This window comes from Variovorax davisae, from assembly GCF_030316845.1.
Lineage (GTDB): Bacteria > Pseudomonadota > Gammaproteobacteria > Burkholderiales > Burkholderiaceae_C > Variovorax > Variovorax davisae.
In genome coordinates, this window is the sequence record NZ_JASZYS010000006.1 from 242,789 (window position 1) to 269,111 (window position 26,323).

A 26,323-nucleotide genomic window follows, 5' to 3' on the forward strand; every position below is an offset into this window, starting at 1 on the left:
CCATGTGGAACCTCCATCAGGCCTACATCGACGGCGCCTTCGTGCCTGTCCAGGGCAGCGAACGACTGGAGATCGTCAACCCGGCGACCGAGGCAGCCATCGGGACGGTGGTGCTGGCGAACCGCGACGATGCGAAACTGGCGATCGCCGCGGCCAACCGGGCCCAGCCCGGGCTGGCGAACAGCACCAAGGCCCAGCGCATCGAGATGCTCAGGCAACTCGAAGCCGCCGTGCTCGCCCGGACCGACCAGATCCGCGATGCCACGATCGAGGAGTACGGTGGCCCGGTGGCCCGTTCACAGTGGGTCAGCAACTACGCCTCGCAATGCTTCGCCACGACGGCGCGGATGCTGGCGGACTATGACTTCGAAGGCCGCCTGGGCGAAGCCACCGTGGTGATGGAACCGATCGGGGTCGCCGGCCTCATCGCGCCCTGGAACAGCACGGCTGGCAGCATCTGCAGCAAGTTGGCCTCGGCCCTCGCCGCGGGCTGCGCCTCGGTCGTCAAGCCCAGCGAGCTGGGTCCGCTGCAGGCGCATGTCGTGACCGAGGCACTGCATGACGCCGGCTTGCCGGCCGGCGTCGTCAACGTACTGCTCGGGCGCGGCGGCGATGTCGGCGACGAGATCTCCACCAGCCCGGGAATCGCGAAGATCTCCTTCACCGGTTCCACGCAGACCGGAAAGCTCATTGCCCGCGCCGGCCTGGAGACCATGAAGCGGGTGAGTCTGGCGCTTTCGGGCAAGTCGGCCACCGTGGTGCTGGACGACGCCGACCTGGCCACCGTGTTGCCCATGGCGCTGAGCGCCGCCTTCATGAACAACGGCCAGGCCTGCGTGGCCGGGACGCGCCTGCTGATCCCGAAGGTCTCCATGACGCAGGCCATCGAACGCCTGCAGGGTGCCGTTGCGGCCCTGCGGGTGGGCGATCCGCGGGACGCCGCCACCGCGGTCGGACCGCTCGCGAGCAAGGCGCAGTTCGAGCGCGTGCAGCAATTCATCCGCCGCGGCCTCGCGCAAGGCGCGACCTTGGTGGCCGGCGGCGAGGGCCGACCGGAAGGCCTCGACAAGGGCTGGTTCGTGCGGCCCACCGTATTCGCCGGGGTGCGCAACGACATGGACATCGCACGCACGGAGATCTTCGGGCCCGTGCTCTCGGTCATCGGCTACGACGACGAAGACGAAGCCGTCGAGATCGCCAACGACTCCATGTACGGCTTGCAGGCCTACGTCTTCTCGTCGCAGCCGCAGCGCGCACGCCGTGTGGCCTCGCGACTGCGCGCCGGCACCGTGCTGATCAATCGCATCACCCCCGAGTTGATCGCGCCATTCGGTGGCGTCAAGCAGTCGGGCATCGGCCGGGAGTTCGGAGTCTTCGGGATGGAAGCCTTCCTGGAGCCGAAGACCATTGCCATCGCCGACAAGCTCCTGCAGGTGCCACGATGACGCGCCCGCGCCGCTTTCTCAACACCGCCCTCTGCGCGGCCAGCCTCTGGGTCGCGTCGGGTCTCTCGTTCGCGGGCCAGGTCGGCACCAGCGACGGCACGCCCGATCGCGACCCGCACCAGTCGGCGTCGCCCTCGGAGGCGATTCGTCCGTTCAAGGTCCACGTCCCGGACCGGGCCCTGAAGGAATTGAAAGCCCGCCTGAGAGCGACCCGCTGGCCGGACAAGGAGACGGTCGACGATGCGTCCCAGGGGGTGCAGCTGGCAAGGCTCCAACAGCTGGTGAAGCACTGGGCGACCGACTACGACTGGCGCAAGGTCGAGGCGAAGCTCAACGCCCTGCCCCAGTTCGTCACCAGGATCGACGGCGTGGATGTCCAGTTCATTCACGTCCGCTCGCGTCATCCGAACGCCCTGCCGCTCATCCTGACCCACGGTTGGCCAGGGTCTCCCCTGGAGTTCATCGATGCCATCGGTCCTCTCACCGATCCGACCGCGTTCGGAGGACGCGCCGAAGACGCGTTCGACGTCGTCATACCGGCGATCCCGGGGCATGGCTTTTCCAGCCGGCCTGCCGAGCTGGGCTGGGGGCCGGACCGCGTGGCGCGGGCTTGGGACGTGTTGATGCATCGTCTCCACTACGACCGGTACGTGGCCCAAGGTGGCGACCATGGCTCCGTGATCTCCGACGCCCTGGCCCGGCAACAGCCCCGAGGCCTGCTCGGCATTCACCTGAACATGCCGGCCACGGTGCCGCCCGAACTGGTCAAGGGCATCCTGGGCGGTGACGCGCCCCCGGCGGGACTGCCCGAGGCCGAAAGAAGCGCGTACCAGACGCTGAGCAGCTTCTTCGCCCGCAACGCCGCGTACGGCGCCATGATGGTCACGCGACCGCAGACCGTCGGCTACGGCCTCACCGATTCGCCGGCCGGCCTCGCGGCCTTCATGTACGAGAAGATCACGGAATGGACCTATCCCGCGGGGAATGCCGAGGCCGTGCTCGGCAGGGAGCGAATTCTCGACGACATCTCGCTCTACTGGCTCACCAACACCGCCAGTTCCTCGTCGAGGTTCTACTGGGAGAACAACAACAACAACTTCAGCTCCGCCGCCCAGCGAACGACGGAGATCGCGGTGCCGGTCGCGATCACGGTGTTCCCGGGCGAAATCTACCGGGCACCGAAGTCGTGGGCGGAGCGCGCCTACCCGACGCTCTCCTACTTCAAGGAGGTCGATCGAGGCGGCCACTTCGCGGCCTGGGAACAACCGCAGCTGTTCGCGCAGGAGCTGAGGTCCGCCTTCGGGCCCCTGCGCAACCAGGCCGACCGCCCGGCCCGGTGATGGCGCCTCAAGGCGCGAAAACGGAAAACCGGCGCTGGATCTCGGCCAGCATCTTGCTCGCCGCGATGGCCAGCGGGCGCCCTTGGCGCACGATCAGCCGGACCTGCGCCGTCCTGCAAAGCGGATCGGCAAGGCTCAGTGCCACGAGCTCGCCGGATTCGATCTCCGCCGATGCCGCCATGCCGGCGCCGATGAAGGTCACGCCGTTGGTCGACTTCACGAATCTCTTGAGGCTCACCACGGAGTTGCTGCGCAGCGAAGGGTGCAGCTTCACGTGCTCCGCGTATTCGAGCAGCTCGACGACGCGTTCGACGCCATAGCCCGGCGGCATGAGCGCGATCGGGAATCCGACCAGCTGCTTGAGCCGCAGGGCACCGGCGAGCCGGGTGAGCGGGTGGCCGGCCCGCACCAGCACCTGGGTCGGCGCGGCCGCGCTGGCGACGAACTGCAGCAGCGGATCGGGCTGCGGGTTGTAGGCGAGCCCGATGTGGGCCGAATCGTCTGCCAGCGCGCCGATCAGTTCGTTCACGGGCAAGGCATCCAGCTCGACCGAGAGCTTCGGATAGGTCTCGCAGAACGGCGCCACGATCTGCGTCACCAGGCCCTCCACGAAACCTTCGCTGGCCACGATGCGAACCGTCCCCACCTCCATCGAATCGATCGCCTGGAGCCGCTCGACCAGCTGCTCCTGATGCGCCTGGCAGCCGCGCCAGTATTCGAGCAGGTGGTAGGCGTTGTCGGTCGGCACCACGCCGCGGGCCTGCCGCTCGAAGAGCGCGAAACCCACCTCCTCTTCCAGCAGCGCGACCTGGCGCGTGATCACCGACGGTGCGGTGTTGAGCGCGTCGGCGGCACCGCGCATGGATCCCCGGACCAGGACTTCCTGGAAGTACCTCAGTCGCTTCTGATTGATTTCTCGCACGGTGCAGGCCTTCTTTTATGTTGCCCGTTGAGCAACGCTCAAGCCATCAAATTGCTGTTGCTCGAACGAATGCTACATCAAACAATCGCCTCACCCCCAACCTGCCGCGACGCGGCGCTGAACGAAAGAGGATGAAATGCGACGCACAAGCTTCAACGCCTTCGGCCGCCTGATCGCCATCCATGCCGCCCTGCTGGGCATCGCGACGTCGGCCGGCACCGCCGCGGCGGCGGATGCGTTTCCCTCGAAGCCGGTCACCATGCTCGTCGCCTTCCCGCCGGGCGGACCGGCGGATGTCCTGGCGCGCGCGATGCAGCCCGAGATGGCCAAGGCCCTCGGGCAGCCCTTCATCATCGAGAACCTCCCGGGCGCCGGCGGCGCGCTGGCGGCACAGCGGCTGCTCGGCCGTCCGGCCGATGGCTACACGCTGATCATGGGTTCGCCCAACGAGGCGATCCTCGCGCCGCTGGCCAACGCCTCCGCGAAGTACAAGCCCGAGGCGTTCGCGCTGCTGGCACCGATCTCGACCCATCCGCTGGTGGTCATGGCGCGCAACGACCTTCCCTATTCGTCGCTCGAGCAGTTGATTGCGGCCGGCAGGAAGACCGGCAGCCAGAGCCTCACCTTCGGCAGCCCCGGCCACGGCTCGATGTACCACATCGTCTCGGAGTACATCGCGCAGACCACCGGCGCCAAGCTGCTCCATGTGCCCTACAAGGGCGCCACGCCGATGATGCAGGACCTCGTCGGCCAGCAGATCGACATCACGATCCTGCCGAATCTGGGGGCATCGACGCAACTGCTCGAGAGCCACAAGATCAAGGCGATCGACGTGCTGGACACGCAGCGCATGCCGACCTTGCCCGAGGTGCCCGCCATCACCGAGGGCCAGCTGGCGCAGAAGAAGGAACTGGTCCACGCCGTCTGGCTGGCGGTCATGGCCAAGGACGGCATGCCGGCCGACCGCGCCGCCGTGCTGCTCGCCGCCTCGCAGAAGGCCATCGCGTCGCCCGAGATGACCAAGGCGCTCGCGCTGTCCGGCGTCGAGGCGATGAAGCCGCAGTCGCTGGCCGACTCGGCGAAGTTCTACGCCGACGAGACCGACAAGTTCAAGAGGATGGCGCGCTCCATCCAGCTGACGCCTCAGTGAACCGGCGCCGCCGCCTCCCCCACGCCCCCCTTTCCGAAAGAACCCCATGAACATCCTCGTCGCCGGTTTCCAGCATGAGACCAACACCTTCGCCCCCACCGTGGCCAGCTACGACAGCTTCGTCCGCGGCGAGGACTTCCCGGGCCTGGTGCGCGGCGAGGCGATGTTCGGGCTGCTCAACGTGAACCTGCCCGCCAGCGGCTTCATCCAATTCGTGCGGGCGCAGGGGCACAGCGTCACGCCGGTCATCTGGGCGGGTGCGGGCGCGTCGGCCCATGTGACCACCGACGCCTACGAACGCATCGCCTCCGAGATCGTCGAGGCTGCCGGGAGCGCGTCCTTCGATGCCATCTACCTGGACCTGCATGGCGCGATGGTCGCGCAGCACCTGGACGACGGCGAGGGCGAACTGCTGTCGCGCATCCGGGCGGTCACACGGCCCGGCATGAAGATCGTGATCTCCCTCGATTCGCATGCCAACGTCACACGGCAGATGCTCGCGCTGGCGGATGGCGCCGTCGCCTATCGCACCTATCCGCACGTCGACATGGCAGACACGGGCCGGCGCGCCGGCGAACTGCTGCTGGCCTTGATGCGTGCCGAACACCCTGCGCACCTCGCGATCCGGCGCGTGCCCTTCCTGATCCCCGTGAACAGCATGTCGACCATGATGCAACCCGCACGCGGCATCTACGACCTGCTCGAAGCGCTCGAGCCCAAGGCACTTTCCCTGTCTTTCGCGCCTGGCTTTCCAGCCGCGGACTTCCCGGAATGCGGACCCGTGATCTGGGGCTACGGCTTCGACGCAGCAGAGACCGAGCGCGCCCTGGACACCCTCTTCGATCACGTCTGCAAGCCCGAGGACCAGTGGGCCGTCGCGTTCGAGGAGCCTGACGCCGCCGTGCGGCGCGCGATGCAGGTCGCGGCCTCCGCGCACCGGCCAGTGATCATCGCCGACACGCAGGACAACCCGGGCGTCGGCGGCGATTCGAACACCACCGGCATGCTGCGCGCGTTGCTGCGCCACGGCGCGCAGGACGCCGCCATCGGCCTGATCTGCGATCCGGCGGCCGCGGCGGCCGCCCACGAGGCCGGCGTGGGCGCGACGATCGACATCGAACTGGGGGGTTGTCCGCAGATCGAAGGCGACCCGCCGCTTCGAGCGAGATTCCAGGTGGAGGCGCTGTCCGACGGCAAGTTCGTCTACGGCGGCCCGATGATGAACGGCAAGGCCAGCGACCTCGGTCGGATGGCGCGCCTTCGAATCGGCGGCGTCCGCATCGCGGTGAGTTCGGCGAAGGCCCAGTTGCTCGACCGCAACATGTACCGGGCGGTCGGCATCGAACCCGAGCGGATGAAGATCCTGGTCAACAAGAGCTCGGTGCATTTCCGGGCCGACTTCGCGGCCATCGCCGAAGAGATCCTGGTGGTGCGCGCGCCCGGCCCCTTCATTGCGGACCCCGCGGATCTGCCGTGGCAGAACCTGGCTGCCGGCATGCGGACCAGGCCGAACGGCCCGGCCATCAGGGACAATCCCGTTCCGGCAGCAGTCGCGCCGATAGCTTGACCGGGGCCGCCGCATGGGCGCATTCGCGGTGCGCCCCGCGAAGTCGACGTTTCATCCGGCGGGGCAGTCCATGCCGGGCAACGCATCGACGACGCCGCTAAACTCGCTGTCCTTTGCGGTCCTTGTGTCGGCAGTCGCCGTGCGCCGAGGATGCCTCCACCGAACATTTGATGGTCCAGCCGATTTCAGCGCCCGCCACCGCGAACGAAGCCGCTCCGGGATCCGGAGCGATCGTGACGTTCGGGCCGTTCACCCTGGTGGAGAGCGAACGGCTGCTGACGCGCGACGGCGCTGCGGTGGAACTCGGGGGGCGCGCCATGGACGTCCTGGTCGCCTTGGTCTCGCGCGCCAACGTGGTGGTCAGCAAGCGCGAACTCATGCGGCTTGCCTGGCCCGGTGTCGTCGTCTCGGACGGCAGCCTGCGCTTCCAGATCACGATGCTGCGGCAGGCGCTCGGCGACGGCAAGGACGGCGCCCGCTATATCGTCAACATCGTCGGCCGCGGCTACTGTTTCGTCGCCGAGATCGCAAGGCAAGGCCTCGGTGCGGCCCGCATCGCCGAGGCCGTGCACCCCGTCGAGCCCAGCCTTCCAGGCCAGCCGCCGCCATTGGTGGGACGGGAGGAGGATCTCGCCGAGATCCGGGCCCAGCTCGCAACGCGCAGGTTCGTGTCCATCGTGGGCTCGGGCGGCGTGGGCAAGACAAGCGTCGCCGCCCGAACGGGCCACGACCTCCTGGCCATGTTCGGCAACGCCGTCTTCTTCATCGACCTCGCGGCGCTGAGCGATGCCTCCCTGGTGCCGACCGCCGTTGCCTCGACGCTGCGGCTGTCCGTCCGTTCGACCGACCCGGTGCCCAATCTTCTGGCCTACCTGCGCGACAGGCGCATGCTGCTGATTCTGGACAACTGCGAACATGTGATCGATGCGGCGGCGCTGCTCGCCGAGCGGATCTTCCAGGCTGCGCCCGGTGTGCACATCCTGGTGACGAGCCGGGAACCGCTGCGCACGCAAGGCGAACATGTTCACCGGCTGGAGCCGCTGGCGAGCCCCCCGGACCAGCCCGGGATCTCGGCGGTCGACGTCCTGATGTACCCGGCGGCGTGGCTGTTCGTGGCACGGGCAGGTGCGAGCGGGGCCATGCTGGGTCTCGACGACGCCGATGCGCAGGTCGTCGCCAGCATCTGCCGCAAGCTTGACGGCGTGCCCCTGGCGATCGAACTCGCGGCGCGGCGCGTGGTGAGCTACGGCCTGCACCAGACCGCCGCCCTGCTGCAGGATCGCCTTGCGCTGTCCTGGCCGGGGCAGCGCACCGCGCGACCGCGCCATCAGACGCTGCAGGCGACGCTGGACTGGAGCTTCGAACTGCTCGACGCGGCAGAGCGACAGGTCCTGTGCCAGCTCCCGGTCTTCGTCGGCCACTTCTCGCTGGAAGCCGCCCGCCAGGTCGTGGTCGCGCCCGCTCTGAACGAGGAGCAGGTGCTCGCCGCGATCGCCGGCCTGGCAGAGAAGTCGCTGCTTGCCGTTCATCGTTCAGGCCCGCTCACGCGTTACCGTCTCCTGGAGAGCACGCGCGTCTATGCCCTCTCGAAAGCCGACCCGGAAAGCACCGAGGCGGCGTCGCTTCGGCACGCGTCGTACTTCTGCCGTCAGCTCGCGCAGAGTGCCGAAAAAGAAGCCGCCTTCTCCCGCGATGCCGGCCGCGCCTCGGACACCGCCGACCTGGGCAATGTCAGGGCAGCGCTGGAATGGTGCTTCGGTCCCGCCGGCGCCACCCAACTCGGCATCGCACTGGCAGCGGCAGCCGTGCCGGCCTTCATGGCGATGTCGCTGCTGGCCGAATGCCACCGGTGGTCGGCGCGCGCGCTCAGCGAGTTGAGCGAGGCCACCGTCTTCAGCCGCTCGGAGATGACCCTGCAGGCCGCCTTGGGCCTGTCGCAGATGTTCACGCGGGGCAACAGCGAGGCGGTGCGCCATGCCCTCGAACGCAGCCTCGTGGTTGCGCAGGGATTGGGCGACGCCGCCAGCCAGGTCCAGCTTCTTGCCCGGCTGCAGATATTTCACGAGCGCATCGGAGACTTCGTCGTCTCGCTGGACTACGCCCAGCGCAGTGCCGCCGTGGCCCGCACGATCGACGACCCGACGGCGCGTGCGACCGCAAATTCGCTGCTCGGCCTCTGCAACCACTTGACCGGAGACCAGGCCAAGGCACGCCTGCTGCTGGAAGCAGCGATCGCGGACGCGGTGCAATCGACCCAGGCCAGCACGATCTACGCCGGCTTCGATCATGGCAACCGCGCGATGATCGCTCTGGCCCGCACCCTGTGGCTGCAGGGGTACCCGGCGCAGGCCGTCGACGTGGCCCAACGCGCCGTGGACGATGCCCGCCAGCTGGACCATCCGGTGACGCTTTGCATTGCGCTGATCTGGGCCGTTTCGGTCTACCTCTGGGTCGGCGACCTGGCAAGGGCCGAGCGGGACATCGACAGCTTCATCGCCTACGCGGAATCTCATTCGCTGACGCCCTACCTGGCCGTCGGCCGCGGGATCAAGGGAGAACTGGCGGTGAGGCGTGGCGATCCGCAGCGCGGCGTCGAGGCGCTCGAGCGCTGCCTGATCGACCTCCACGAGTCTCGCTATGAGTTGCTCACGACCTCGTTCCGTCTCACGCTCGCGGAAGGCCTGACCCTGGTCGGGAGGTCCGCCGAAGCGCTGGGCTTGATCGACCATGCCTTGGCATCCGTGCATGCGAACGGCGATCTGTGCTACCTCCCCGAGTTGCTGCGAGTCAAGGCGCGCGCCCTGGGCCGCACGCCCGGACGCCCCATGCAGGAAGCCGAGGAATGCCTCATGCAATCCCTGGAATCGAGTCGCCTTCAGGGTGCGCGCGGCTGGGAGCTGAGGACGGCGATGGACCTGGCGCGGTCATGGAGCGAGACTCGCCGCGCCCAGCAGGGCAAGACATTGTTGAAGGACGTTCTCGCCAATTACCAGGAAGGCTTCGAAACCGCGGACCTGCAGGCGGCGAGCGCGATTTTGGCGCGGCTCGATGAGCCGGCCGCGTCGGCCGCGCCGATGGGCTAGCGATGCCGCACACCGCCTCCCCATGAAACTGCATCACTGGCTCGCCGTCATTCCCTTTGTGTTGATCCTGTGCGGCTCGCTGTTCGCCGCTCGGGTGCGGCCTTTCGTGTTCGGACTCCCCTTCTTCGTCGCATGGACCATCGGGTGCGTGATCGCGACGGCCGTGGTGATGTGGCTGGTCTTCCGGCTCGACCCCGCCAATCGGGCGCCCTAGGCTGCGCCACCGCCTTCGCACGTGTCGCCGCAGCCCGCATGAATGCCGCGCTTGCCATCATCTCGCTGACCCTGGTCGGCGTCCTGCTTCTGGGACTGCGTGCCCGGCATGGGGTGCGTATGGACCTGGAGCAATGGAGCGTGGGCGGGCGTGGCTTCTCCGGCCGGCTGGTGTTCGTGCTGATGGCCGGCGAGCTCTACACCACATTCACCTTTCTGGGTGCCAGCGGCTTCGCGTATGGCCACGGCGGCCCTGCGTTCTACATCATGGCCTACTCTTGCCTGGCCTTCGTGCTGTCGTATTGGCTGCTGCCGGCCATCTGGCGCTTCGCCCGGCAGCATCGTGTGCTCACCCAGCCCGAGTTCTTCGCCAAGGCCTACGACAGCCCGTCGCTGGGTTTCCTCGTGTCCGCGGTGGCACTGCTCGCGCTGGTGCCCTACCTGGTCCTTCAGCTCAAGGGGCTGGGCATCATCGTGGAACTCACTTCGTATGGCAGTCTCGACGCGTCCTCGGCGATCTGGATCGGCGCGGTGGCCATGACGGCCTACGTGATCCTGTCGGGCCTGCACGGCTCCGCCAGCACGGCCGCCTTGAAGGACGTCCTGATACTGGCGGTCTGCGTGTTCCTCGGGCTCTACTTGCCGCATCGCCACGACGGCGGTGTGGGCGAGATGTTCAGGCACATCGAGCAGCAACGGCCGGGCTTCCTGGCGCTGCCTGCCACCGGCAAGAGTGGCGCCTGGTTCGTATCGACCGTCGCGCTGTCGGCGCTGGGCATGTACCTGTGGCCCCATGCCTTCACCGCGACATTCACTGCCAGCAGCGAGCGCAGCTTCCGCCGCAATGCCATGGTGATGCCGCTCTACGCGCTGGTGATGCTGTTTTCGATGTTCGCCGGATTCGCCGCCCTGCTGCAGATACCCGCGCTGACCGGAGACCAGATCGACCTGGCCTTGCTGAAGCTCTCGATCCAGACCTTCGACCCCTGGGTCGTCGGCGTGATCGGTGCCGCCGGCATGCTGACGGCCATCGTCCCGGGCTCCATCATGCTCGTGTCTGCCGCCACCCTGGTGGCGCGTGATCTCTATCGGCCGGCGCGACCGGCCAGCAGCGATGCGCACCTGTCCATGGTTTCGCGTGGCGCGACCCTCTTGCTGATGCTGGCGGCGGTCGCGCTGACCTTGGCCGGCGGCGTCAGCATCGTGTCGCTGCTGCTCATGGGCTTCAGTTTCGTGACGCAGCTGGCACCGGCACTGCTGGCCGCCCTTGCGGGGACTGGCGCGGTCAACCGCCATGGCGCATTCGCCGGCATTCTCGCCGGCGTCGCGTTCGTCGCCGGCAGTGCCACGGCCGGACTCACGATGAAGAGACTGCTTCCAGCGGCGCCGGAATGGACCCATGACGTCAACCTCGGCATCGTCGGGTTGGCGCTGAACGTCCTGGTGATGTTCGCCGTGAGCCTGCTCACGCGCGGCCGGGGGCGCGCGAGGAACCTGCCGCCGGTCAGCCCCGCGCCGTTGCGGTAGCGCCCTGCCCTGCCCCGGGCAGGCAGGCAGGCGGGCGGGCGGGCCGGCAGCAGCCGCGCCAGGTTGCCGGGCCGTGTGCCGATGTTTCAAAAGCAACCGTCCAGGTTTCAGCCGCATTGCGCCTTCGCTGCGATGCAATTCGCGCGCAACCCCCCGATCCGACAGTCGAGACACCGACGCAGACGCAAGTCGCCCGGTGCTTTCGAGAGGTCGCCGGATGCGTGTCTGCCGGCGCCGCCTCTTCATCTACTCCAGACGCGCGAAGGACTCATCATGAAGAAGACCCCCCTGACCCTGGCACTGGTGGCCACCGTTCTCACGCTCTCGGGCACCATGGCCTCGGCGCAGCTCAGCCGGACCGAGGTGAAGGCGCAGCTCGCGGCCGCGCAAGCCAGCGGCGAACTCGCCGCGCTCGACAGCGAGGACAGCGGCTCCGCCTACCTGGCCTCGCACTTCCGCTCGACCGAGTCGCGCAAGGAGGTCAAGGCCGACGTCAAGGAAGCTCGCACGGACGGCACGCTGAATGCGCTGGATGGCAGCGACAGCGGTTCGTTCTACCTCTCGCGCCACCAGGTGCTGGATGCGCCGCGCGCGGAAGTGAAGGCACAGCTCGAGGCCGCCGAGAAGAACGGCACGCTGAACCGGTTGTACGGCGAGGACAGCGGCTCCTTCGCGCTGTCCGCGAACCGGCACCCCGCCGCGGCGCGCCCGGCCGTGGCCTCGAACTGAAGCCAGGCGGGGGCGCCGCCGCCCTCGCCGCTCATGGCGACGCCGGCCCAAGCAGCAGGAAGGCAAACCCGAAGGCCAGCAGGAAGGCGATCGCCACCAGCTTGAGGGCGATCGCGAAGGCATGCAGGCGCCCGATGCCCAGGCGGGTGCGAAACCATTCCGTCTCGACGCCGAGATACCAGAGGACCGCGCCGATGGTCAGGCCGGTCGCCACCAGCGCGAACCCCAGCCGCGCGAGGACCGAGGCCACCGAGAGCGTGACCACGAAGGGCGACGCGAAGAAGCACTGCAGGAAGAACGGCCGGCGCAGCGTCTTGCGGTCGATGTCGCGCCGCTGCCGGTGCAGCAGGCCGGTCGCCATCAGCAGCGGGAACAGGCTGAAGGTGATGGCGCGGAAGATCAGCAGGTTGGTGTCGGAGGTCAGCACCTCCTTCGCCACGCTGGAGGTGAAGGGCGCCAGGTTGGCATGCAGGCCGACTTCGAGCGCATGGGCCAGCAGGATCGACAGCATCAGGAACAGGGGCGGACTGACCAGGTCGATGAACTGATCCTCCTCGCGCTCGCTCATCTCGGCCTCGGCCTGCGCCGCCAGCGCCAGCGGATGGCGCAGCACCCGCCACAGCGTGCGCGGGTAGAACAGCATCCAGGTCATCACCTCGTAGAGGAGTTCTTCGAGCGAGCGGATGAATTTGAGGAATTCCATGGCCGGTGGCCGGATCATCGCGGATTTCTGCGGTGGCGCGCGGGCCCGAACTGGCGCAGCATCCGGCTCGGGACGCCCCATGACCACCACCTGTGCCGGCTGCGGCGCCGAAGTGCTGCCCTCGTCATCGTTCTGCCAGCGCTGCGGGCGCCGGCTGGACAGCCCGCGCCCGCCCGACCCCGAGCCCAGTGCCGACCGGCGCCAGGTCACGGTGCTGTTCGCCGACCTCACCGGCTTCACGGCGTTGGCCGAGGAGCTCGACCCCGAGACGGTGCGCGCGTTCCAGAACGCCCTGTTCGAGACCATGGCCCAGGCCATCGCCCAGGGCGACGGCTTCGTCGAGAAGTTCGTCGGCGACGCCGTGATGGCGGTGTTCGGCGCCCCGCGCGCGCACGAGGACGACCCGCTGCGCGCCCTCGAAGCGGCGCAGGACATGATGCAGCGCGTCGAGGACCTGAGCCGGCAATGGGGCCCGCGCCTGGGCCGCGGGGTGACGCTGCACATCGGCGTCCACACCGGGGCGGTGGTCGCCGGCAGCCTGGGCAGCGGCGCCGGCGGCGCCTACGCGGTCACCGGCGACACGGTCAACACGGCGTCGCGCCTGCTCTCGGCCGCGCTGCCGGGCACGGTGCTGGTGTCGGACGCCACCTGGTCGCTGGTGCGGCACTGCTTCGACTTCGAGCCGGCCACTGAACTGGCGCTGCGCGGCAAGGCGCAGCCGATGCGGGTCCATGAACTGCGCGGCGCGCGCACCGATGCGGTCTCCGCGCGCGGCCTGGCCGAACTCGGACTGGCGGCGCCGCTGGTCGGCCGCGACGACGCCATCGAACGCCTGCTGGCGGCCTTCGACCGCATGCAGGGCGGCGAGGCGCAGCTGGTCAGCATCGTCGGCGAGGCCGGCGCCGGCAAGTCGCGCCTGCTGGCCGAGCTGTTCGCGCGCCTCGCGGCCGAAGGCCGCCTGGCCTCGACCGGCGTGCGCCGCACCGCCTGCTCGTCGCACGGCGAGCCGACCTACGGCACCTTCGGGACCCTGTTCCGGGAGGTCTACCAGATCCGCGCCGACGACTCGCTGGCGGTGGCCCGGCGCAAGCTGCACGATGGCCTGCAGGCGCTGGGCGCCGATCCCGTGGAGGTCGACGCGGTGGCCCGGGTGGTGGGCCACCTGCTCGGCATCGAGGAGGCCCGGCCGCAGGACATCGAGCCCGAACAGCTGCAGCGCCAGATCACGCTGGCGGCCCGGGCGATGCTCGAACGCCGGCTGGCGCGCCAGCCGGTGGTCATCGTGATCGACGACATGCAGTGGGCCGACGCCGCCTCGGCCGACCTGCTGCGCGACGTGATCGACCAGCTCGCCGACCGGCCGCTGATGCTGCTGGCCGCGCAGCGCCCCGACGCCCGCGCGCTGCGGCCGCTGCGGGCGGCGCATTCCACCATCGCGCTGGAGCCGCTGGACGACCGGCAGGCCGGCGCGCTGGTGGGCCACCTGCTGGGCGGCGCCGACGGCGACGCCCTGGCGCCGGTGCGCGACCTGGTCGCCGCCCGGGCCGGCGGCAATCCGCTGTTCGTCGAGGAGATCGTCCGCAGCCTGGCCGGGTCCGGCCTGCTGGTGCGCCAGGGCGCGCGCTGGCACTGCCAGCCCACGCACGAGGCGGCGGCCGTGCCGTCGACGCTGTATGGCCTGCTGCTGTCGCGCATCGACCGGCTGGAGGCGCCGGACCGCCGTCTGCTGCAGGAGGCGGCCGTGCTCGGCGCCGAGTTCGACGCCGCGCTGCTGCAGCGGGTCGCCAGCGACCCGCCCTCGACCGGGGCCGCCCTGGGCCGCCTGGCGGCCGCCGACCTGGTGCGCGCCGACCCGGCAGGCGGGCCGCGCTGGCGCTTCACGCAGGCGCTGCTGCACGAGGTCGCCTACCAGAACCTGCTGCTGGCCCGGCGCACCGAGCTGCATCGGCGGGCCGGCCAGGCGCTGGAGGACATGGCGGCCCCGGGCCAGCCGCTGCCGGTCGATGGCGAGGGCCCGAACCCGCGCCGGCTGGCCGAGCTGGAGGCGCTCGGCCACCACTGGAGCCTGTCGAGCGACAAGGCGCGCGGCGCCCGCTACCTGCTGGCGGCGGGCGACCGGGCCCGCGCCGTCTACGCCAACGACGACGCCATCCGCCACTACGAGCGCGCGCTGCGCACGCTGGCCGAAGCCCCGGCCGACACGCCGGCCAGCGCCGCCGAGGTCGAGCCGATGGCGCTCGACGCCCGCGAGCGGCTGGCCGACCTGTTCGGCCTGCAGGGGCGGCGCGCCGAGGCGCTGGCCCAGTACGAGCAGGTCCGGCAGGCGGCCGCGGAGCGCCACGAGCCGGTGCGCCTGGCGCGCGCCCTGCGCAAGACCGGCGGACTGCACTGGGAGGCCGGCGACCGCGAGCGCGCCGGCGCCTGCTTCGACGCCGGGCTGGCGGGCCTGGGTGAACAGGGCGACCCGATCGAGCGCGCCCACCTGTTCCAGGAGATGGGCCGGCTCGCCTTCCGCGCCGGCGACAGTGCGGCCGCGCTGGCGCTGGCCGAACGCGCGCTGGCCGAGCTGCCCGCCGATGCCCGGGCGCGCGCCCGCGAGGCCACCGTGGTGCGGGCCGAGGCCTGCAACACGCTCGGCGTCGCGCTGGCGCGCCTGGGCCGGCCGTCCGAGGCGGTGGAACGGATCGAGAGCAGCGTCGCCCAGGCCGAGGGGCACCAGCTGCTGCAGGCGGCCTGCCGGGGCTACACCAACCTCGGCGTGCTGTACGCCACGCTCGATCCGCAGCGCAGCATCGAGACCTGCCTGCGCGGGCTCGAGACCGCGCGCAAGGTCGGCGACCTGGGCTTCCAGTCGCGGCTGTACGCCAACCTCGCGGTCGCCTACTGCGCCCTGACCAACCGCTGCGAGGACGAAGGCATCGAGGCCGCGCGCGCCGCCGCCAGCCTGGACCGCCGGCTCGGCCTGCTCGACCACCTGGCCGTGCCGCTGATCGTGCTGGGCCAGATCTACCAGTGCCACGGCGACCACGCGCGGGCCTTCGAGTCCTACAACGAGGCGTTGCAACTGGCCGAGCAGGTCGACGAACCCCAGCTGCTCTTTCCCTGCTACGATGGTTTGGCGACGTTGTATCTCGACGCCGGGCGCATCGCGCAGGCCGAGGCCTACCTGGCCAAGGCACAGACCGTCTGCGAGCGCGCCGGCCTCGAGCCCGACGCCCTGATGGTGCTTCCGTTCCTCTGCTGAACCTGCCGGAAGGAGTCTGTCCATGACCTCCTCGATGAATCCCCCCGTGGCCCCCGGCGAGGCCGCCCCCGACTTCGCGCTGCCGGCGGTGGCCGGCCCCGGGACGGTGTCGCTGGCCGACTACCGCGGGCGGACCCCGCTCTTCCTGGCGCTGATGGTCGGCCTGTGGTGCCCGTTCTGCCGCCGCCAGCTGGTGCAGATCGGCAAGTTCGAGGTCAAGCTGAAGGCGCTCGGCGTCGAAAGCCTGGTGGTGGTGGCCACCGACCCCGAAAACGCCCGGCTCTACTTCAAGTTCCGGCCGACCCCGCTGCGGCTGGCCTCCGACCCCGCCCTGTCGACCCACCGCGCCTACCGCGTGCCCAAGCCCGAGCCGACGCCCGAGCTGCTGCAGGCCTTGCAGGAAACCCGCGTCAATCCCACGGGCGAACTGCCCGAGCCGCTGCCGATCCCGCAGGCCGCCAAGGCCATCGAAGCGCTCGACAACTACGTCTGCACGCCCACCGACCTCGGCGACGTCGACCGCCAGTGGCCGCAGCTGAAGGCGATGTTCATGATCGACCGCGAAGGCATCGTGCGCTGGCACGACATCGAGTGCGCCCGCGAAGGGCTGGCCGGCATCGGCAAGCTGCCCTCGGAGGCCATGATCCTGGACGCCGCCCGCGCCTGCGTGGCTTGACGTCGACTAGCTTCCCAGCGGCGCCGGCCGGCTGGAAGCCATCAGCGATTCGAGCCGGTGGCGGTCGGCGATCAGGCGCGAGGTCACCAGGTTGACGACCTGGAAGCCGAAGGCCGGGTTCTGGAAGTAGAGCTGCTTGAAGGTGGTCTCGTCGATCCGCAGCACGGTGCAGTCGGTGGCGCAGCGCGCCGTGAGCGTGCGGCGCTTGTCGGGCGCGAAGAAGGCGATCTCGCCGAACAGGCGCCCGGCCTCCATCATCTCGCCGATCTCGACGAACTCGATCTGGCCCGAGGCCAGGAAATAAAGGTGCCTGGCCGCATCGCCCTTGCGGAACAGCACGCGGCCGGCCTTCATCCGGGCGCTGCGCATGTAGGGCCGCAGCCAGACCCCCGACAGGTCGTTCTCGGCCGCCGCCGCGGTCACGCGCCGCGTCAGGCGGACCATCTCCGCCGTGCGCCAGATGTTGATCGGCAGCAGCGCGCCATGCAACAGCATCATGATCAGCGAAGGATGGAGCGCACCGTAGAGGAGGAAGCCGAGGTTGCCGCCGACCGCCAGGCAGCGCAGCGGAATCATGGTCTTCACGAACGAGCTCACCACCACCAGCGCCCCGGCCACCGTCGCCGAACAGGCGGCCACGATGCCCGCCGGGGTGGCGAGCGACGATGTCAGGGTCGCGACCGCGGTGTCCCACAACAGTGCCATTGACATGCGTACTCCTGTTCGCCCCATGCGTGGGCCGTCGGCCCATCGCCGCGCGCTAGATTGTGCGTCGGCGCACAGGATTCTCAACGCAGCAATTCACGTCCCGCCATGTAGAGCCCCAGCAGCCCCAGGCCGATGAAGAAGCAGCGCCTGAAAACCGCCACCGAAATCCGCTGGCGCAGCCGCTGGCCCAGCGCCATGCCCGCCAGCGCCGGCACCAGCATCGCCAGCGAGGCGCCGGCCCCCGGCGCCGAGTAGCCGCCCTGCCCGGCCAGCGCCACGCCGAGCGCCAGGGTCGAGCTGGTGAAAGAGAGCCCCATCGCCTGGATCAGTTCGTCGCGCGGCAGCCGCAAGGCCTGCAGGTAGACCACCGCCGGCAGCACGAACACGCCGGTCAGCGCCGTGACGGCGCCGGTGAGCGCGCCCACCACCGGGCCCAGCCAGGCCTCATGCCGCGCGGGCAGCGCGAGCGGGCGCCCCAGCAGGCCCCAGGCCGCATAGCCGGCCAGCGCCAGGCCGAGCGCGAGCATCGCCCCCGAGCCGGCCGGGGCGCCGAAGCACCAGGCGCCCAGCAGGGTGCCGGCGACGATGCCGAGCTGCATGCCGGCCAGGCGGCGCAGCATGGCCAGGACGCCGGACCAGGGCTGGAGCTGCCACAGGTTGGTCACCAGCGACGGCGCGATCAGCAGCGCGGCGGCGGCCGCCGGCGGCATCCACACGGCCAGCAGCGCCATCGACAAGGTCGGCAGCCCGAGCCCGATGACGCCCTTGACCAGGCCCGCCAGCACGAAGACGGCCGACACCAGGGCCCACAGGGAAAGATCGGAATCCAGCATCGGGCCAGTGTCGCGGGCCCGGCGCGGCCTGCCAATGCGGAACTTTCAGAGCCGGCCTCAGGCCCGGCCTGAGGCTCGGCCTGAGGCCCGGCGTGCTACCTTGCCGGCCATGCGATTCGACCTCACCGACCTGCGACTGTTCGAGCACATCGTCGAGTCCGGCAGCATCACCGGCGGCGCGGCCCGCACGCACATGACGCTGGCCTCCGCGAGCCAGCGCGTGCTCGGCATGGAGGCCGACCTCGGCACGCCGCTGCTGCTGCGCTCCCGCCTGGGCGTGCGGCCGACCGAGGCCGGGCGCACCCTGGCCCACCACGCCCGGCTGGTGCTGCAGCAGATGGAGCGCCTGCGCGGCGAGCTCGGCGAATACGGCGGCGGCCTGCGCGGGCACGTGCGGCTGTCGTGCAACAGCTCGGCGATGACCGAGCACCTGCCGGAGGCACTCGGCGCCTTCCTCGCGCAGCATCCGCAGATCTCGGTCGACCTCGAGGAACAGGGCAGCAGCGACATCGTCGATGCGCTGCGCGCCGGCCTGTGCGACATCGGCATCGTCTCCGACGTGGTCGACGTCGAGGGCCTGCAGCATTTCGTCTTCCGGCGCGACGACCTCGTGCTGGTGGTGCCGCGCGGCCATGCGCTGGCACGGCGCCGGCGCGTGGTGCTGGCCGAGGTGGTCGACTGCCGCTTCATCGGCCTGGCCGAAGGCAGCCCGCTGCAGGACCACGTGGCGCTGCACGCCCGCCGGCTCGGCAAGCGGCTGGCCTACCGGGTGCGCGTGCGCAGCTTCGAGGCCGTCTGCCGCATGGTCGAGCAGGGCATCGGCGTGGGCATCGTGCCGAAGGCCGCGGCCGAGCGCTCGCCGTCGCTGCCGCGCATCCGGGCCATCCCGATCGCAGAGGCCTGGGCCGCCCGCCACCTGCTGGCCTGCGTGCGCGATGCCGACGCGCTGCCGCTGCCCGCGCGCCGCCTGCTGCAGCACCTGCTGGCGCCGGCGCCACAATAGCCGCGCATGGCCAGCCCGCCCGTCCCGCCAGTCCCGACCGACTCGATCGTCGCCCTGCTCCAGGCGCTGGTGCGCACGCCGAGCCGCGCCGGCGCCGATGCGACTGAACCGGTGCTGGGCTGCATGGAAGACTGGTTCCGCCGCCGGGGCCTGGCCTGCCGCCGGCTGCAGGGCGCCGACGGCCAGCCGCTGGGCCTCTATGCCGAGATCGCCGGCGCCCGGCCCGGCGGCCCCTGGACCGTGCTCGACGCCACGCTCGACACCGCGGGCTTCGGCGATGCCGCCAGCTGGACCCGCTCGCCGACCGATCCCGGCATCGAGGACGGCTGGCTGCACGGCCGCGGCAGCGCCGACTCCAAGGGCGGCGCGGCCCTGTTCGCGCACCTGCTGGCGGAATTCGGCGCGGCGCCCGAAGGCTTCGCCGGCCGGCTCGGCCTGCTGCTGGATCTCGACGAGCATTCCGGACGCTTCGGGGGCGCCCGCGCGTTCTTCGACCCTCCGCCGGGAGATGGGCCCGCGCCGCGGCCGGACGGCGTCCTCATCGGCTACCCGGGCATGGACAGGATCGTCACCGGCGGCCGCGGCTTCCTGCGCGCCCGGCTGGTGGTGCACGGCATCGCCGCCCATGCCGGCGCCAGCCGCCGGCGCGGCCTGAACGCCATCACGCGGGCCACGGCGCTGGCGCGCGCGCTCGAAGCCGCGCCGCTGCCGCCGACCGATCCGGCCTTCGGCCTGGCGCCCCAGCTCACCCTGACCGGCATCCAGGCCGGAGACGGCGGGTACACCCAGGTGCCCGATCGCTGCGAGTTGCGGATCGACCTGCGGCTGACGCCCGGCTTCGACGACGCGCAGGCGCGCGCGCTGGTGCAGGCCACGGTCGAGCGGCAGGACGCCGCCCATGCCGGCGCGGCCGCCACCGCCATCGAATGGTTCGGCGGCTGGCCCGCCTACCGCGTGCCCGACACCCACCCGATGGTCGCGGCGCTGCGCGAGGCGGGCCGCGCCGAGTTGGGCATCGAGCTGCCGACCGGCGTGGCCGGGCCGTCGAACATCGGCAACTACCTGCATGGCCTGGGCGTGCCCGCCCTGTGCGGCTTCGGCCTGCGCGGCGAGCGCATCCACGCCGCCGACGAACGCATCGCGCTCGACAGCATCGGGCCGGTCTACCGGATCTACCGCGCCGCGCTGAATCTGTTGCAGCGCGGCTGAAGCCCCTGGTTAGCAGCGGCCCTTCTTGGCCTGGCCCGGCGGGCAGTGGTAGCCATCGTGGTCATGGTCGTCGTCATGGCCGCGACCGTGCTTGCCGTGCTTGGGCGGCTTGCCGGGCTTCCACTGGTCATCGACCCAGCGCCAGCCGCCGCCCGCCTGCACCCAACGGCCCGGCGCGTAGACGTAGTCGGGCCGGTCGCGCTGCCACCGGCCGCCGTGCCAGACGTAGTCGCGTTCGTTCCAGACCCAGCGGCCCGGCACCCACACCTGGCCCGGACGCGGGCCGGGCATGACTTCGTAGCGCGGCGGCGGCGGTGCCACCTGCACCAGGCCGGGGACGTTGATGTTGATGTTGACCTGCGCGAGCGCCGGCAAGGTGGCTGCTGCAGCGAGCGCTGCAAGGGCGAAGGTGGCAATGCGCAAAAGGAACTCCGTTCAATCGTGGTCGCCGATTCTAGGGACCCCGCCTGTATCGAAACGCAAGCTACGCTGCCTCGGCCGTGCCGGCGCGTCGCAGCGCCACCATCGTGATGTCGTCCGAGGCTTCGGCGCCGTCGCTGAAGACGTCCAGCGCGGACTCGATGCGCTGCAGCAGCGCATCGGACGACCCCGGAGGCTCGCGCAGGGCCTCCAGCAGCCGCGCTTCCCCGAAGGCGCCGTCGGTGCCGGTCGACTCGACCACCCCGTCGGTGTAGCCCAGCAGCAGGTCGCCGGGCTGCAGATGGGTGACGCCGACCGTGAAGCGCTGTTCGGCCAGCAGCCCGAGCGCCGGTCCGGTGAGGCCGAGCCGGCGCCGGCTGCCCTCGGCGCCGGCGACCAGCGGCGGATCGTGGCCCGCGTTGACGTACTGCAGCGTGCCGCTTGCAGCGTCCAGGATGCCGAGGAAGGCGGTAGCGAACATGTTGGCGCGGCCGTGGACGCGCGCGATGTAGTCGTTGGTGAGCGAGGCGGTCGCCAGCAGGATGGCCGTCGCGTCGGTACCCTCCGGAAACGGCTGGCTGGCCGTGGCGCGGATCAGGGTCCGGAACAGCGCCATGTAGAGCGCCGCGCCGACACCCTTGTCGCAGACGTCGGCGACGACGATGAAGATGCCGCCCGACGAGGTCGCGAAGACGTCGTAGAAGTCGCCCGCCACCTGGCGCGCCGGCCGGAAGCGCACCGCGATGTCCCAGCCGCCGGGCACCGGCAGCGACTCGGGCAGGAAGCCGGTCTGGATCGCGCGGCCGATCTCGAACTCGCGCTCCATGCTCTGCAGCTGCCGCAGCTCGCCGTCGTGCACCCGCTTCTTCAGCAGGCAGGCGTCGACCCGGGCCTGCAGGATCAGCGGGTTGAAGGGCTTGGTGAGGTAATCGTCGGCGCCCAGCGCCAGGCAGCGGACCACGCTGTCGGTCTCGCCGAGCGCCGAGATCATGATGACCGGGATATGGCGCAGCGCCGGGTCCTGCTTCAGGCGCGCCAGCACCTCGTAGCCATCGATGCCGGGCATCATGACGTCGAGCAGGATCAGGTCGAAGGGCTGCGTCCGCAGCCGCGCCAGGGCGCGCTCGCCGCTGTCCACCACCTCGACCGCATGGCCGCTGCGCTGCAGCCGGCGCGACAGCACGTCGCGGTTCATCTCGTTGTCGTCGACCACCAGGGCGCGTGCCGGGGCGACGGTGGTGGCGTTCACCGCGCTCGCTCCGGCAAAGGGTCGATGGCCGTCGTCCCGGCGGCAAGCAGCCGGCGCAGGTACGGAATCTCGCGCTCGGCCGCGCGCTCCCCGAGCGCCATGATGTAGGGCAGCTCGCTCAGGTCGCGCAGTCCGATGCGGCGCTCGAACACCGGCAGGATCGGGATCACCTCCGCATGGTGCGTGAGGCTGTGGAGCGCGTACTGCGAGCGGATGAAGTGATTGACCGAGATCGAGATGGCGCGGTGCGCCAACTGCATCGCAGAGCGCACCTGGCCGTCGAGCGGCTCCTCGAAGCCCATCGCGATGACGATGTCGCAGCCCTCGCGCGTGGCCACGTCCACCGGCACCGGGTTGGAAGCGCCGCCATCGAACAGCAGCCGTCCTTCGACCGGCCAGGGCGGCAGCACCAGCGGGATTGCGATGCTGGCGCGGATCGCGTCGGCCAGCTTGCCTTGCGACAGCACCACCTTCTCGCCGCTCGCGTAGTCGGTGGCCGCCAGGTGCAGCGGAATGCGGGTGTCGGCGAAGCTGCGCTGCCGCGTGAAGGCCTCGATCGCGCGGTTGACCTTCCGGTCGTCGAGCAGGCCGAAGCGGTGGCCGAAGCCGAACAGGCGCGGAAACAGCAGACGCAGCATGGTGCGGTAGTCGACCCGCCCGAAGGTCCCGCTCCAGCCGCGCGCGAAGCCCGCGGCCATGGCGTCGATGTCGTCGGCGCCGAGCGCGATCGCGGCAGCGAAGAAGCTGCCGCCGCTGCAGCCGATCGCCATGTCGATGCCGATGCCTTCGCGCTGCAGCACCTTGAGCACCCCGAGCGCGGCCGCGCACTTGAGCCCGCCCGAACCGATCACCACCGCCACCTTCGGCCGGCGGCGCTCAGGCAAGCCGGGATGGCCCTGCTTCATGCGTGGGCCGCCGGCTCGACCGCCTGCTGCATCAACTCGCGCAGGTAGGGAAGCTGCTCCTCGGCGGCGCGTTCGCCGGCTTCGATGATGTAGGGGATCTTGTCGGTATCGAACAGCCGCACCCGCTGCTCGAAGCGCGGAATGATCGGGATGATCTCGCTGTGGTGCGCCAGGCTGTGGAAGGCGTAGTTCGACTTGAACAGGTTGTTGGACATGATCGCGCTGAGCTGGAAGGCGAAGCGCCCGGCCGAATGGATGCTGGTCTGGTAGGGACTCTCGAAGCCGGCCGCCACGATCACGTTGGCGCCCTGCCGGATCGCGACGCCGATCGGCATCGGGTCGGACAGGAAGCCGTCGATCAGCAGCTTGCCGCCGATCGTCCAGGGCGAGAAGGCGAAGGGCAGCGCGATGCTGGCGCGCAGCGCGTCCACCACGCGGCCCGAGGACAGCACCACCTGCTCGCCGTTGGCCAGGTCGGTGGCCGTGATGTGCAGCGGCGTGGGCAGGTCCTCGATGCGGCTGTCGCCGAAGGCGGTCTGCAGGCGCTGCATGATCAGGCGGTCGTCGCGCAGGCCGTAGGTCCCCTTGTCGAAGCCCATCCAGCGTGGCGCCAGGGTCTGCAGCAGCCCGCGCGTGTTGCGCTTGCTGGCCACCTCCTTGGTCCAGAGCCTGCGGGTCATGCCGGCCGCGACCTCGGCATCGTGCCCGGCCGCCATCACCGCCGCATACATGGCACCGGCGCTGCAGCCCACCACCATGTCGAGCTCGAAGCCTTCGCGCTTGAGCACGCTCTGGATGCCGATCGCGGCCGCGCACTTGACGCTGCCCGAGCCGATCACCAGCGCGATGCGCTTGCGGCCCGGGGCGCCGGCCGGCGGCCTCATTGCACTTCGGCGTCGAAGCTCGCCACGGCGGACCCGACATCGCCGTAGAGCTTGAGGATGCTGGTGAAGCCCGAAAGCTCCAGCACCCTCAGGACGGCCGGCTGCACGCCCGCCAGCCGGAAGTCGCCGCCCTGCCGCCGGGCGTCCTTGAGCGTTGCGAGCAGCGCCCGCAGGCCCGCACTGCTGGTGTAGACGACCGCGCTGAAGTCGGCCACCAGGCGCACCCGCTGGCCGCTGACCGCCTGGCCCAGGGTCTGCATCAGGTGCTCGGCGGTGAGGCTGTCGACGCTGCCGCTGATGGCCGCGACCGTGACGTCGCCGGGGGTGATGTCGATCTGCATGGAAACTCCTCTGATCTGGAATTAGGGATGGATCTGCTTGAGCAGCGTCAGGCGGTTGCCGCGCTCGGGATCGGGCCGGTAGCGCACCTCGTCGACCATCTGGCGCACCAGGTGCCAGCCGAGGCCGCCGATCGGGCGGTCTTCCAGCGCCGTGTCGAACGCGGGCGGCGGCACCGAGCGGGGGTCGAAGGCGCGCGCCCGGTCGGCAATCTCGATCGTCATCGGGCAGCGGTCCCAGTCGAGCTCGATGGTGATCGGGCCCGGCGGCTCGTCGGCGTAGCCGTGGGTGATGACGTTGACCGTGACCTCCTCGACCGCCAGCCGGACCGCGTCGCGCACCTCGCGGCTGGCCCCGGCCCGCTCGCAGGCCTGGTCGGCCACCGCGAGCAGGTCGGCCAGGTTGTCGAAAGTGGCGGTGCGGGTGATGCTGAGCCTGTTGGTCATGCCGGGCCTTTCGCGCCCAGCGCGCGGGCGATCTTGTCCATCAGCCGTGCCAGCTCGACCGGCTTGGTGTCGAAGTCGTCGCAGCCGGCGGCCATGGCGCGTTCGCGGTCGCCCGACATCGCGTGCGCGGTCAGCGCAATCACCGGGATCGCCCGTGTCGCCGCTTCGGCCTTCAAGGCGCGGGTGGCCTGCCAGCCGTCCATCACGGGCAGGCTCATGTCCATCAGGATCAGGTCGGGCGCCGCGCTCGCCGCCAGCGCCACCGCCTGCGCGCCGTCGGCGGCGGCCGAGATCTCGAAGCCCTGGCGCGACAGCCGGCGCGTCAGCATGTCGAGGTTCATCTCGTTGTCCTCGACGATCAGGATCCTGTGCGGGCTAGGCATGGGCAAGGCCCCTCCGTGCGGCGACGGGTGCGGGCACCCGCACCGTGAAGTGGGCGCCGGCGCCCGGCTGGCTGTCGACCTCGATCGTGCCGCCCATCAGTTCGCAGTAGTGGCGCGTGATGGCCAGCCCCAGGCCGCTGCCGCCGAAGCGGCGGGTGCTGGAGCTGTCGGCCTGGGCGAAAGCGCGGAACAGGGCTTCGCGCTGCGCGCCCGAGATGCCGATGCCCGTGTCGTCCACCCGCAGCACCAGCATCTGGGTGTCGGGCTCGTGGCGGACGTCGAGCGTCACCTCGCCGTCGCGCGTGAACTTGCCGGCGTTCGACAGCAGGTGGCCGAGGATCTCGCGGATCTTCTCGTCGTCGCCCAGCAGCCGCAGCGTCGGTACCTCGCAGGACACGCGAAAGACGTTGCCGTTGCGCTCGATCTGCTCGCGCATCTCCTGCGCCACCTGGTCCACCAGTTCATCGGCATGGAACGGCGCATGGAAGACCTCCGCCTGGCCGGCCTCCGCCTTCGAAAGGTTGAGCACGCTCTCGACCATCGCCAGCAGCGTCCGGCCGGCGTCGCGGATCTTCTGCACGTCGCCCACCCGCTCGGCCTCGCCGATGTCCATGAACTCGGATTCGAGCAGCTCGCTGTAGCCGATGATCGCGTTCAGCGGCGTGCGCAGCTCGTGGCTCATGTTGGCCAGGAAGGCGCTCTTGGTGCGGTTGGCCGAGTCGGCCAGCATGCGGGCCAGCTCGAGCTGGCGGTTCTTCAGCGTGATCTGCTCGTTGCGCTGGACCACCTCGCGCCGCGCCTCCTGGGCCCGCTGCGACTGCGAATACGAATGGAAGCCGAACATCAGCAGGTAGGGCACGAAGCAGGTGACGGACAGCAGCGCGGTTCGCAGCGACGACTCCAGCTGCAGGTCGAAGCCGTTGGCGGCCGCCCCCAGCAGCGCGCCGGCCAGCCAGGCCACGAAGCCGCGCCGCGCCAGCGGGGCGCCGCCGAGGCTCAGGATCGACAGCAGCCCCGAGCCCAGCATCAGCGTGCTCGGCCACAGGCCGAAGGACACCAGGCCGCTCAAGGCGCCGAAGAACAGCGCATCGAGCATCAGGTTGTGGTGCTCGGCCTGGCGGCTGTCCTCGGCCCGGCGGGCCAGCCAGCGCGCCAGCGGTGCCCACAGCAGGCCGTGGAAGAGCAGCAGCGCCCAGACCCAGGCCGGCGTCGGGCGCTCCAGGAAGTGCGAGAACAGCACCACCAGCACCAGCAGGTTGGCCCAGCGGCGAACCCCGTAGTCCAGCTCGACGATCGGGTGGACGCGCCGCGGCACGGCGACGGCCGCCTCGGCGGTCATGGCGGG

General features: G+C 70.4%; 24 protein-coding genes. 12 read left to right on the forward strand and 12 right to left on the reverse strand.

Annotated features, from left to right (window positions below; all coding sequences use genetic code 11):
* The first annotated feature begins 2 nt into the window (after positions 1–2).
* The gene (locus QTI33_RS16065; protein WP_286507088.1) at positions 3–1,445 is read left to right on the forward strand and encodes an aldehyde dehydrogenase family protein; all 1,443 of its coding nucleotides are present in this window, start codon (positions 3–5) and stop codon (positions 1,443–1,445) included.
* Positions 1,442–2,785, forward strand: a complete 1,344-nt coding sequence (locus QTI33_RS16070) for an epoxide hydrolase family protein (RefSeq protein ID WP_286507089.1) — start codon at positions 1,442–1,444, stop codon at positions 2,783–2,785. The genes QTI33_RS16065 and QTI33_RS16070 overlap by 4 nt, the downstream gene beginning before the upstream one ends.
* A gap of 7 nt (positions 2,786–2,792) precedes the next feature.
* On the opposite strand, the gene QTI33_RS16075 is transcribed toward QTI33_RS16070, so the two are convergent.
* Entirely contained in the window at positions 2,793–3,707 is a 915-nt protein-coding gene (locus QTI33_RS16075; protein ID WP_286507090.1) for a LysR family transcriptional regulator, read from the reverse strand.
* 136 nt (positions 3,708–3,843) lie between these two features.
* Here QTI33_RS16075 and QTI33_RS16080 point away from each other — a divergent pair, with 136 nt between their 5' ends.
* The 6 genes from QTI33_RS16080 to QTI33_RS16105 all read left to right on the forward strand — a co-directional run bounded on the left by QTI33_RS16080 (position 3,844) and on the right by QTI33_RS16105 (position 11,976).
* Positions 3,844–4,857, forward strand: coding sequence for a tripartite tricarboxylate transporter substrate binding protein (locus QTI33_RS16080; protein WP_286507091.1), 1,014 nt, complete (start codon positions 3,844–3,846; stop codon positions 4,855–4,857).
* A 46-nt stretch (positions 4,858–4,903) separates the two neighbouring features.
* Positions 4,904–6,424 carry a M81 family metallopeptidase gene (locus QTI33_RS16085; RefSeq protein ID WP_286507092.1) on the forward strand — a complete coding sequence of 507 codons (1,521 nt, stop codon included), beginning with the start codon at positions 4,904–4,906 and terminating at the stop codon, positions 6,422–6,424.
* A 170-nt stretch (positions 6,425–6,594) separates the two neighbouring features.
* Complete coding sequence (locus QTI33_RS16090; protein ID WP_286507093.1) at positions 6,595–9,507, forward strand: ATP-binding protein; 2,913 nt, start codon at positions 6,595–6,597, stop codon at positions 9,505–9,507.
* A 22-nt stretch (positions 9,508–9,529) separates the two neighbouring features.
* Entirely contained in the window at positions 9,530–9,721 is a 192-nt protein-coding gene (locus tag QTI33_RS16095; RefSeq protein ID WP_286507094.1) for a DUF3311 domain-containing protein, read from the forward strand.
* Positions 9,722–9,759: 38 nt separating this feature from the next.
* Positions 9,760–11,247, forward strand: a complete 1,488-nt coding sequence (locus tag QTI33_RS16100; RefSeq protein WP_286507095.1) for a sodium:solute symporter family protein — start codon at positions 9,760–9,762, stop codon at positions 11,245–11,247.
* Positions 11,248–11,520: 273 nt separating this feature from the next.
* Positions 11,521–11,976, forward strand: coding sequence for a hypothetical protein (locus tag QTI33_RS16105; RefSeq protein WP_286507096.1), 456 nt, complete (start codon positions 11,521–11,523; stop codon positions 11,974–11,976).
* 31 nt (positions 11,977–12,007) lie between these two features.
* Here the strand turns inward: QTI33_RS16105 and QTI33_RS16110 are convergent, their stop codons facing one another.
* On the reverse strand, positions 12,008–12,679 hold the full coding sequence (locus tag QTI33_RS16110) for a hypothetical protein (protein ID WP_286507097.1): 672 nt from the start codon (positions 12,677–12,679) through the stop codon (positions 12,008–12,010).
* A 79-nt stretch (positions 12,680–12,758) separates the two neighbouring features.
* On the opposite strand from QTI33_RS16110, the gene QTI33_RS16115 reads away from it, so the two are divergent.
* Positions 12,759–15,923, forward strand: a complete 3,165-nt coding sequence (locus tag QTI33_RS16115; RefSeq protein ID WP_286507098.1) for an ATP-binding protein — start codon at positions 12,759–12,761, stop codon at positions 15,921–15,923.
* 22 nt (positions 15,924–15,945) lie between these two features.
* Complete coding sequence (locus QTI33_RS16120; RefSeq protein ID WP_286507099.1) at positions 15,946–16,599, forward strand: peroxiredoxin family protein; 654 nt, start codon at positions 15,946–15,948, stop codon at positions 16,597–16,599.
* A gap of 6 nt (positions 16,600–16,605) precedes the next feature.
* On the opposite strand, the gene QTI33_RS16125 is transcribed toward QTI33_RS16120, so the two are convergent.
* Entirely contained in the window at positions 16,606–17,310 is a 705-nt protein-coding gene (locus tag QTI33_RS16125) for a Crp/Fnr family transcriptional regulator (RefSeq protein WP_286507100.1), read from the reverse strand.
* Positions 17,311–17,387: 77 nt separating this feature from the next.
* Positions 17,388–18,140, reverse strand: a complete 753-nt coding sequence (locus QTI33_RS16130) for a sulfite exporter TauE/SafE family protein (protein ID WP_286507101.1) — start codon at positions 18,138–18,140, stop codon at positions 17,388–17,390.
* Between the two features lie 109 nt (positions 18,141–18,249).
* On the opposite strand from QTI33_RS16130, the gene QTI33_RS16135 reads away from it, so the two are divergent.
* Both QTI33_RS16135 and QTI33_RS16140 read left to right on the forward strand, forming a co-directional pair.
* Entirely contained in the window at positions 18,250–19,143 is an 894-nt protein-coding gene (locus tag QTI33_RS16135) for a LysR family transcriptional regulator (protein ID WP_286507102.1), read from the forward strand.
* Positions 19,144–19,149: 6 nt separating this feature from the next.
* Positions 19,150–20,352 (forward strand): M20 family metallopeptidase, encoded by a 1,203-nt coding sequence (locus QTI33_RS16140; RefSeq protein WP_286507104.1) that lies wholly within the window; start codon positions 19,150–19,152, stop codon positions 20,350–20,352.
* A gap of 9 nt (positions 20,353–20,361) precedes the next feature.
* Here QTI33_RS16140 and QTI33_RS16145 read toward each other — a convergent pair whose 3' ends face one another.
* The 8 genes from QTI33_RS16145 to QTI33_RS16180 all read right to left on the reverse strand — a co-directional run bounded on the left by QTI33_RS16145 (position 20,362) and on the right by QTI33_RS16180 (position 26,317).
* Positions 20,362–20,775 (reverse strand): YXWGXW repeat-containing protein, encoded by a 414-nt coding sequence (locus QTI33_RS16145; RefSeq protein WP_286507105.1) that lies wholly within the window; start codon positions 20,773–20,775, stop codon positions 20,362–20,364.
* Positions 20,776–20,836: 61 nt separating this feature from the next.
* A complete protein-coding gene (locus QTI33_RS16150) occupies positions 20,837–22,021 on the reverse strand; it encodes a PP2C family protein-serine/threonine phosphatase (RefSeq protein WP_286507106.1) in 1,185 nt (394 codons plus the stop codon).
* Positions 22,018–22,926, reverse strand: coding sequence for a patatin-like phospholipase family protein (locus QTI33_RS16155; protein ID WP_286507107.1), 909 nt, complete (start codon positions 22,924–22,926; stop codon positions 22,018–22,020). Before QTI33_RS16155 ends, QTI33_RS16150 begins: the two co-directional genes overlap by 4 nt.
* Positions 22,923–23,810, reverse strand: a complete 888-nt coding sequence (locus tag QTI33_RS16160) for a patatin-like phospholipase family protein (protein ID WP_286507108.1) — start codon at positions 23,808–23,810, stop codon at positions 22,923–22,925. The genes QTI33_RS16155 and QTI33_RS16160 overlap by 4 nt, the downstream gene beginning before the upstream one ends.
* Positions 23,807–24,151 (reverse strand): STAS domain-containing protein, encoded by a 345-nt coding sequence (locus QTI33_RS16165; protein ID WP_286507109.1) that lies wholly within the window; start codon positions 24,149–24,151, stop codon positions 23,807–23,809. Before QTI33_RS16165 ends, QTI33_RS16160 begins: the two co-directional genes overlap by 4 nt.
* Before the next feature lie 21 nt (positions 24,152–24,172).
* Entirely contained in the window at positions 24,173–24,595 is a 423-nt protein-coding gene (locus tag QTI33_RS16170) for an ATP-binding protein (RefSeq protein WP_286507111.1), read from the reverse strand.
* A complete protein-coding gene (locus QTI33_RS16175; protein ID WP_286507113.1) occupies positions 24,592–24,978 on the reverse strand; it encodes a response regulator in 387 nt (128 codons plus the stop codon). The genes QTI33_RS16170 and QTI33_RS16175 overlap by 4 nt, the downstream gene beginning before the upstream one ends.
* Positions 24,971–26,317 (reverse strand): ATP-binding protein, encoded by a 1,347-nt coding sequence (locus tag QTI33_RS16180; protein WP_286507114.1) that lies wholly within the window; start codon positions 26,315–26,317, stop codon positions 24,971–24,973. The genes QTI33_RS16175 and QTI33_RS16180 overlap by 8 nt, the downstream gene beginning before the upstream one ends.
* Positions 26,318–26,323: the final 6 nt, after the last annotated feature.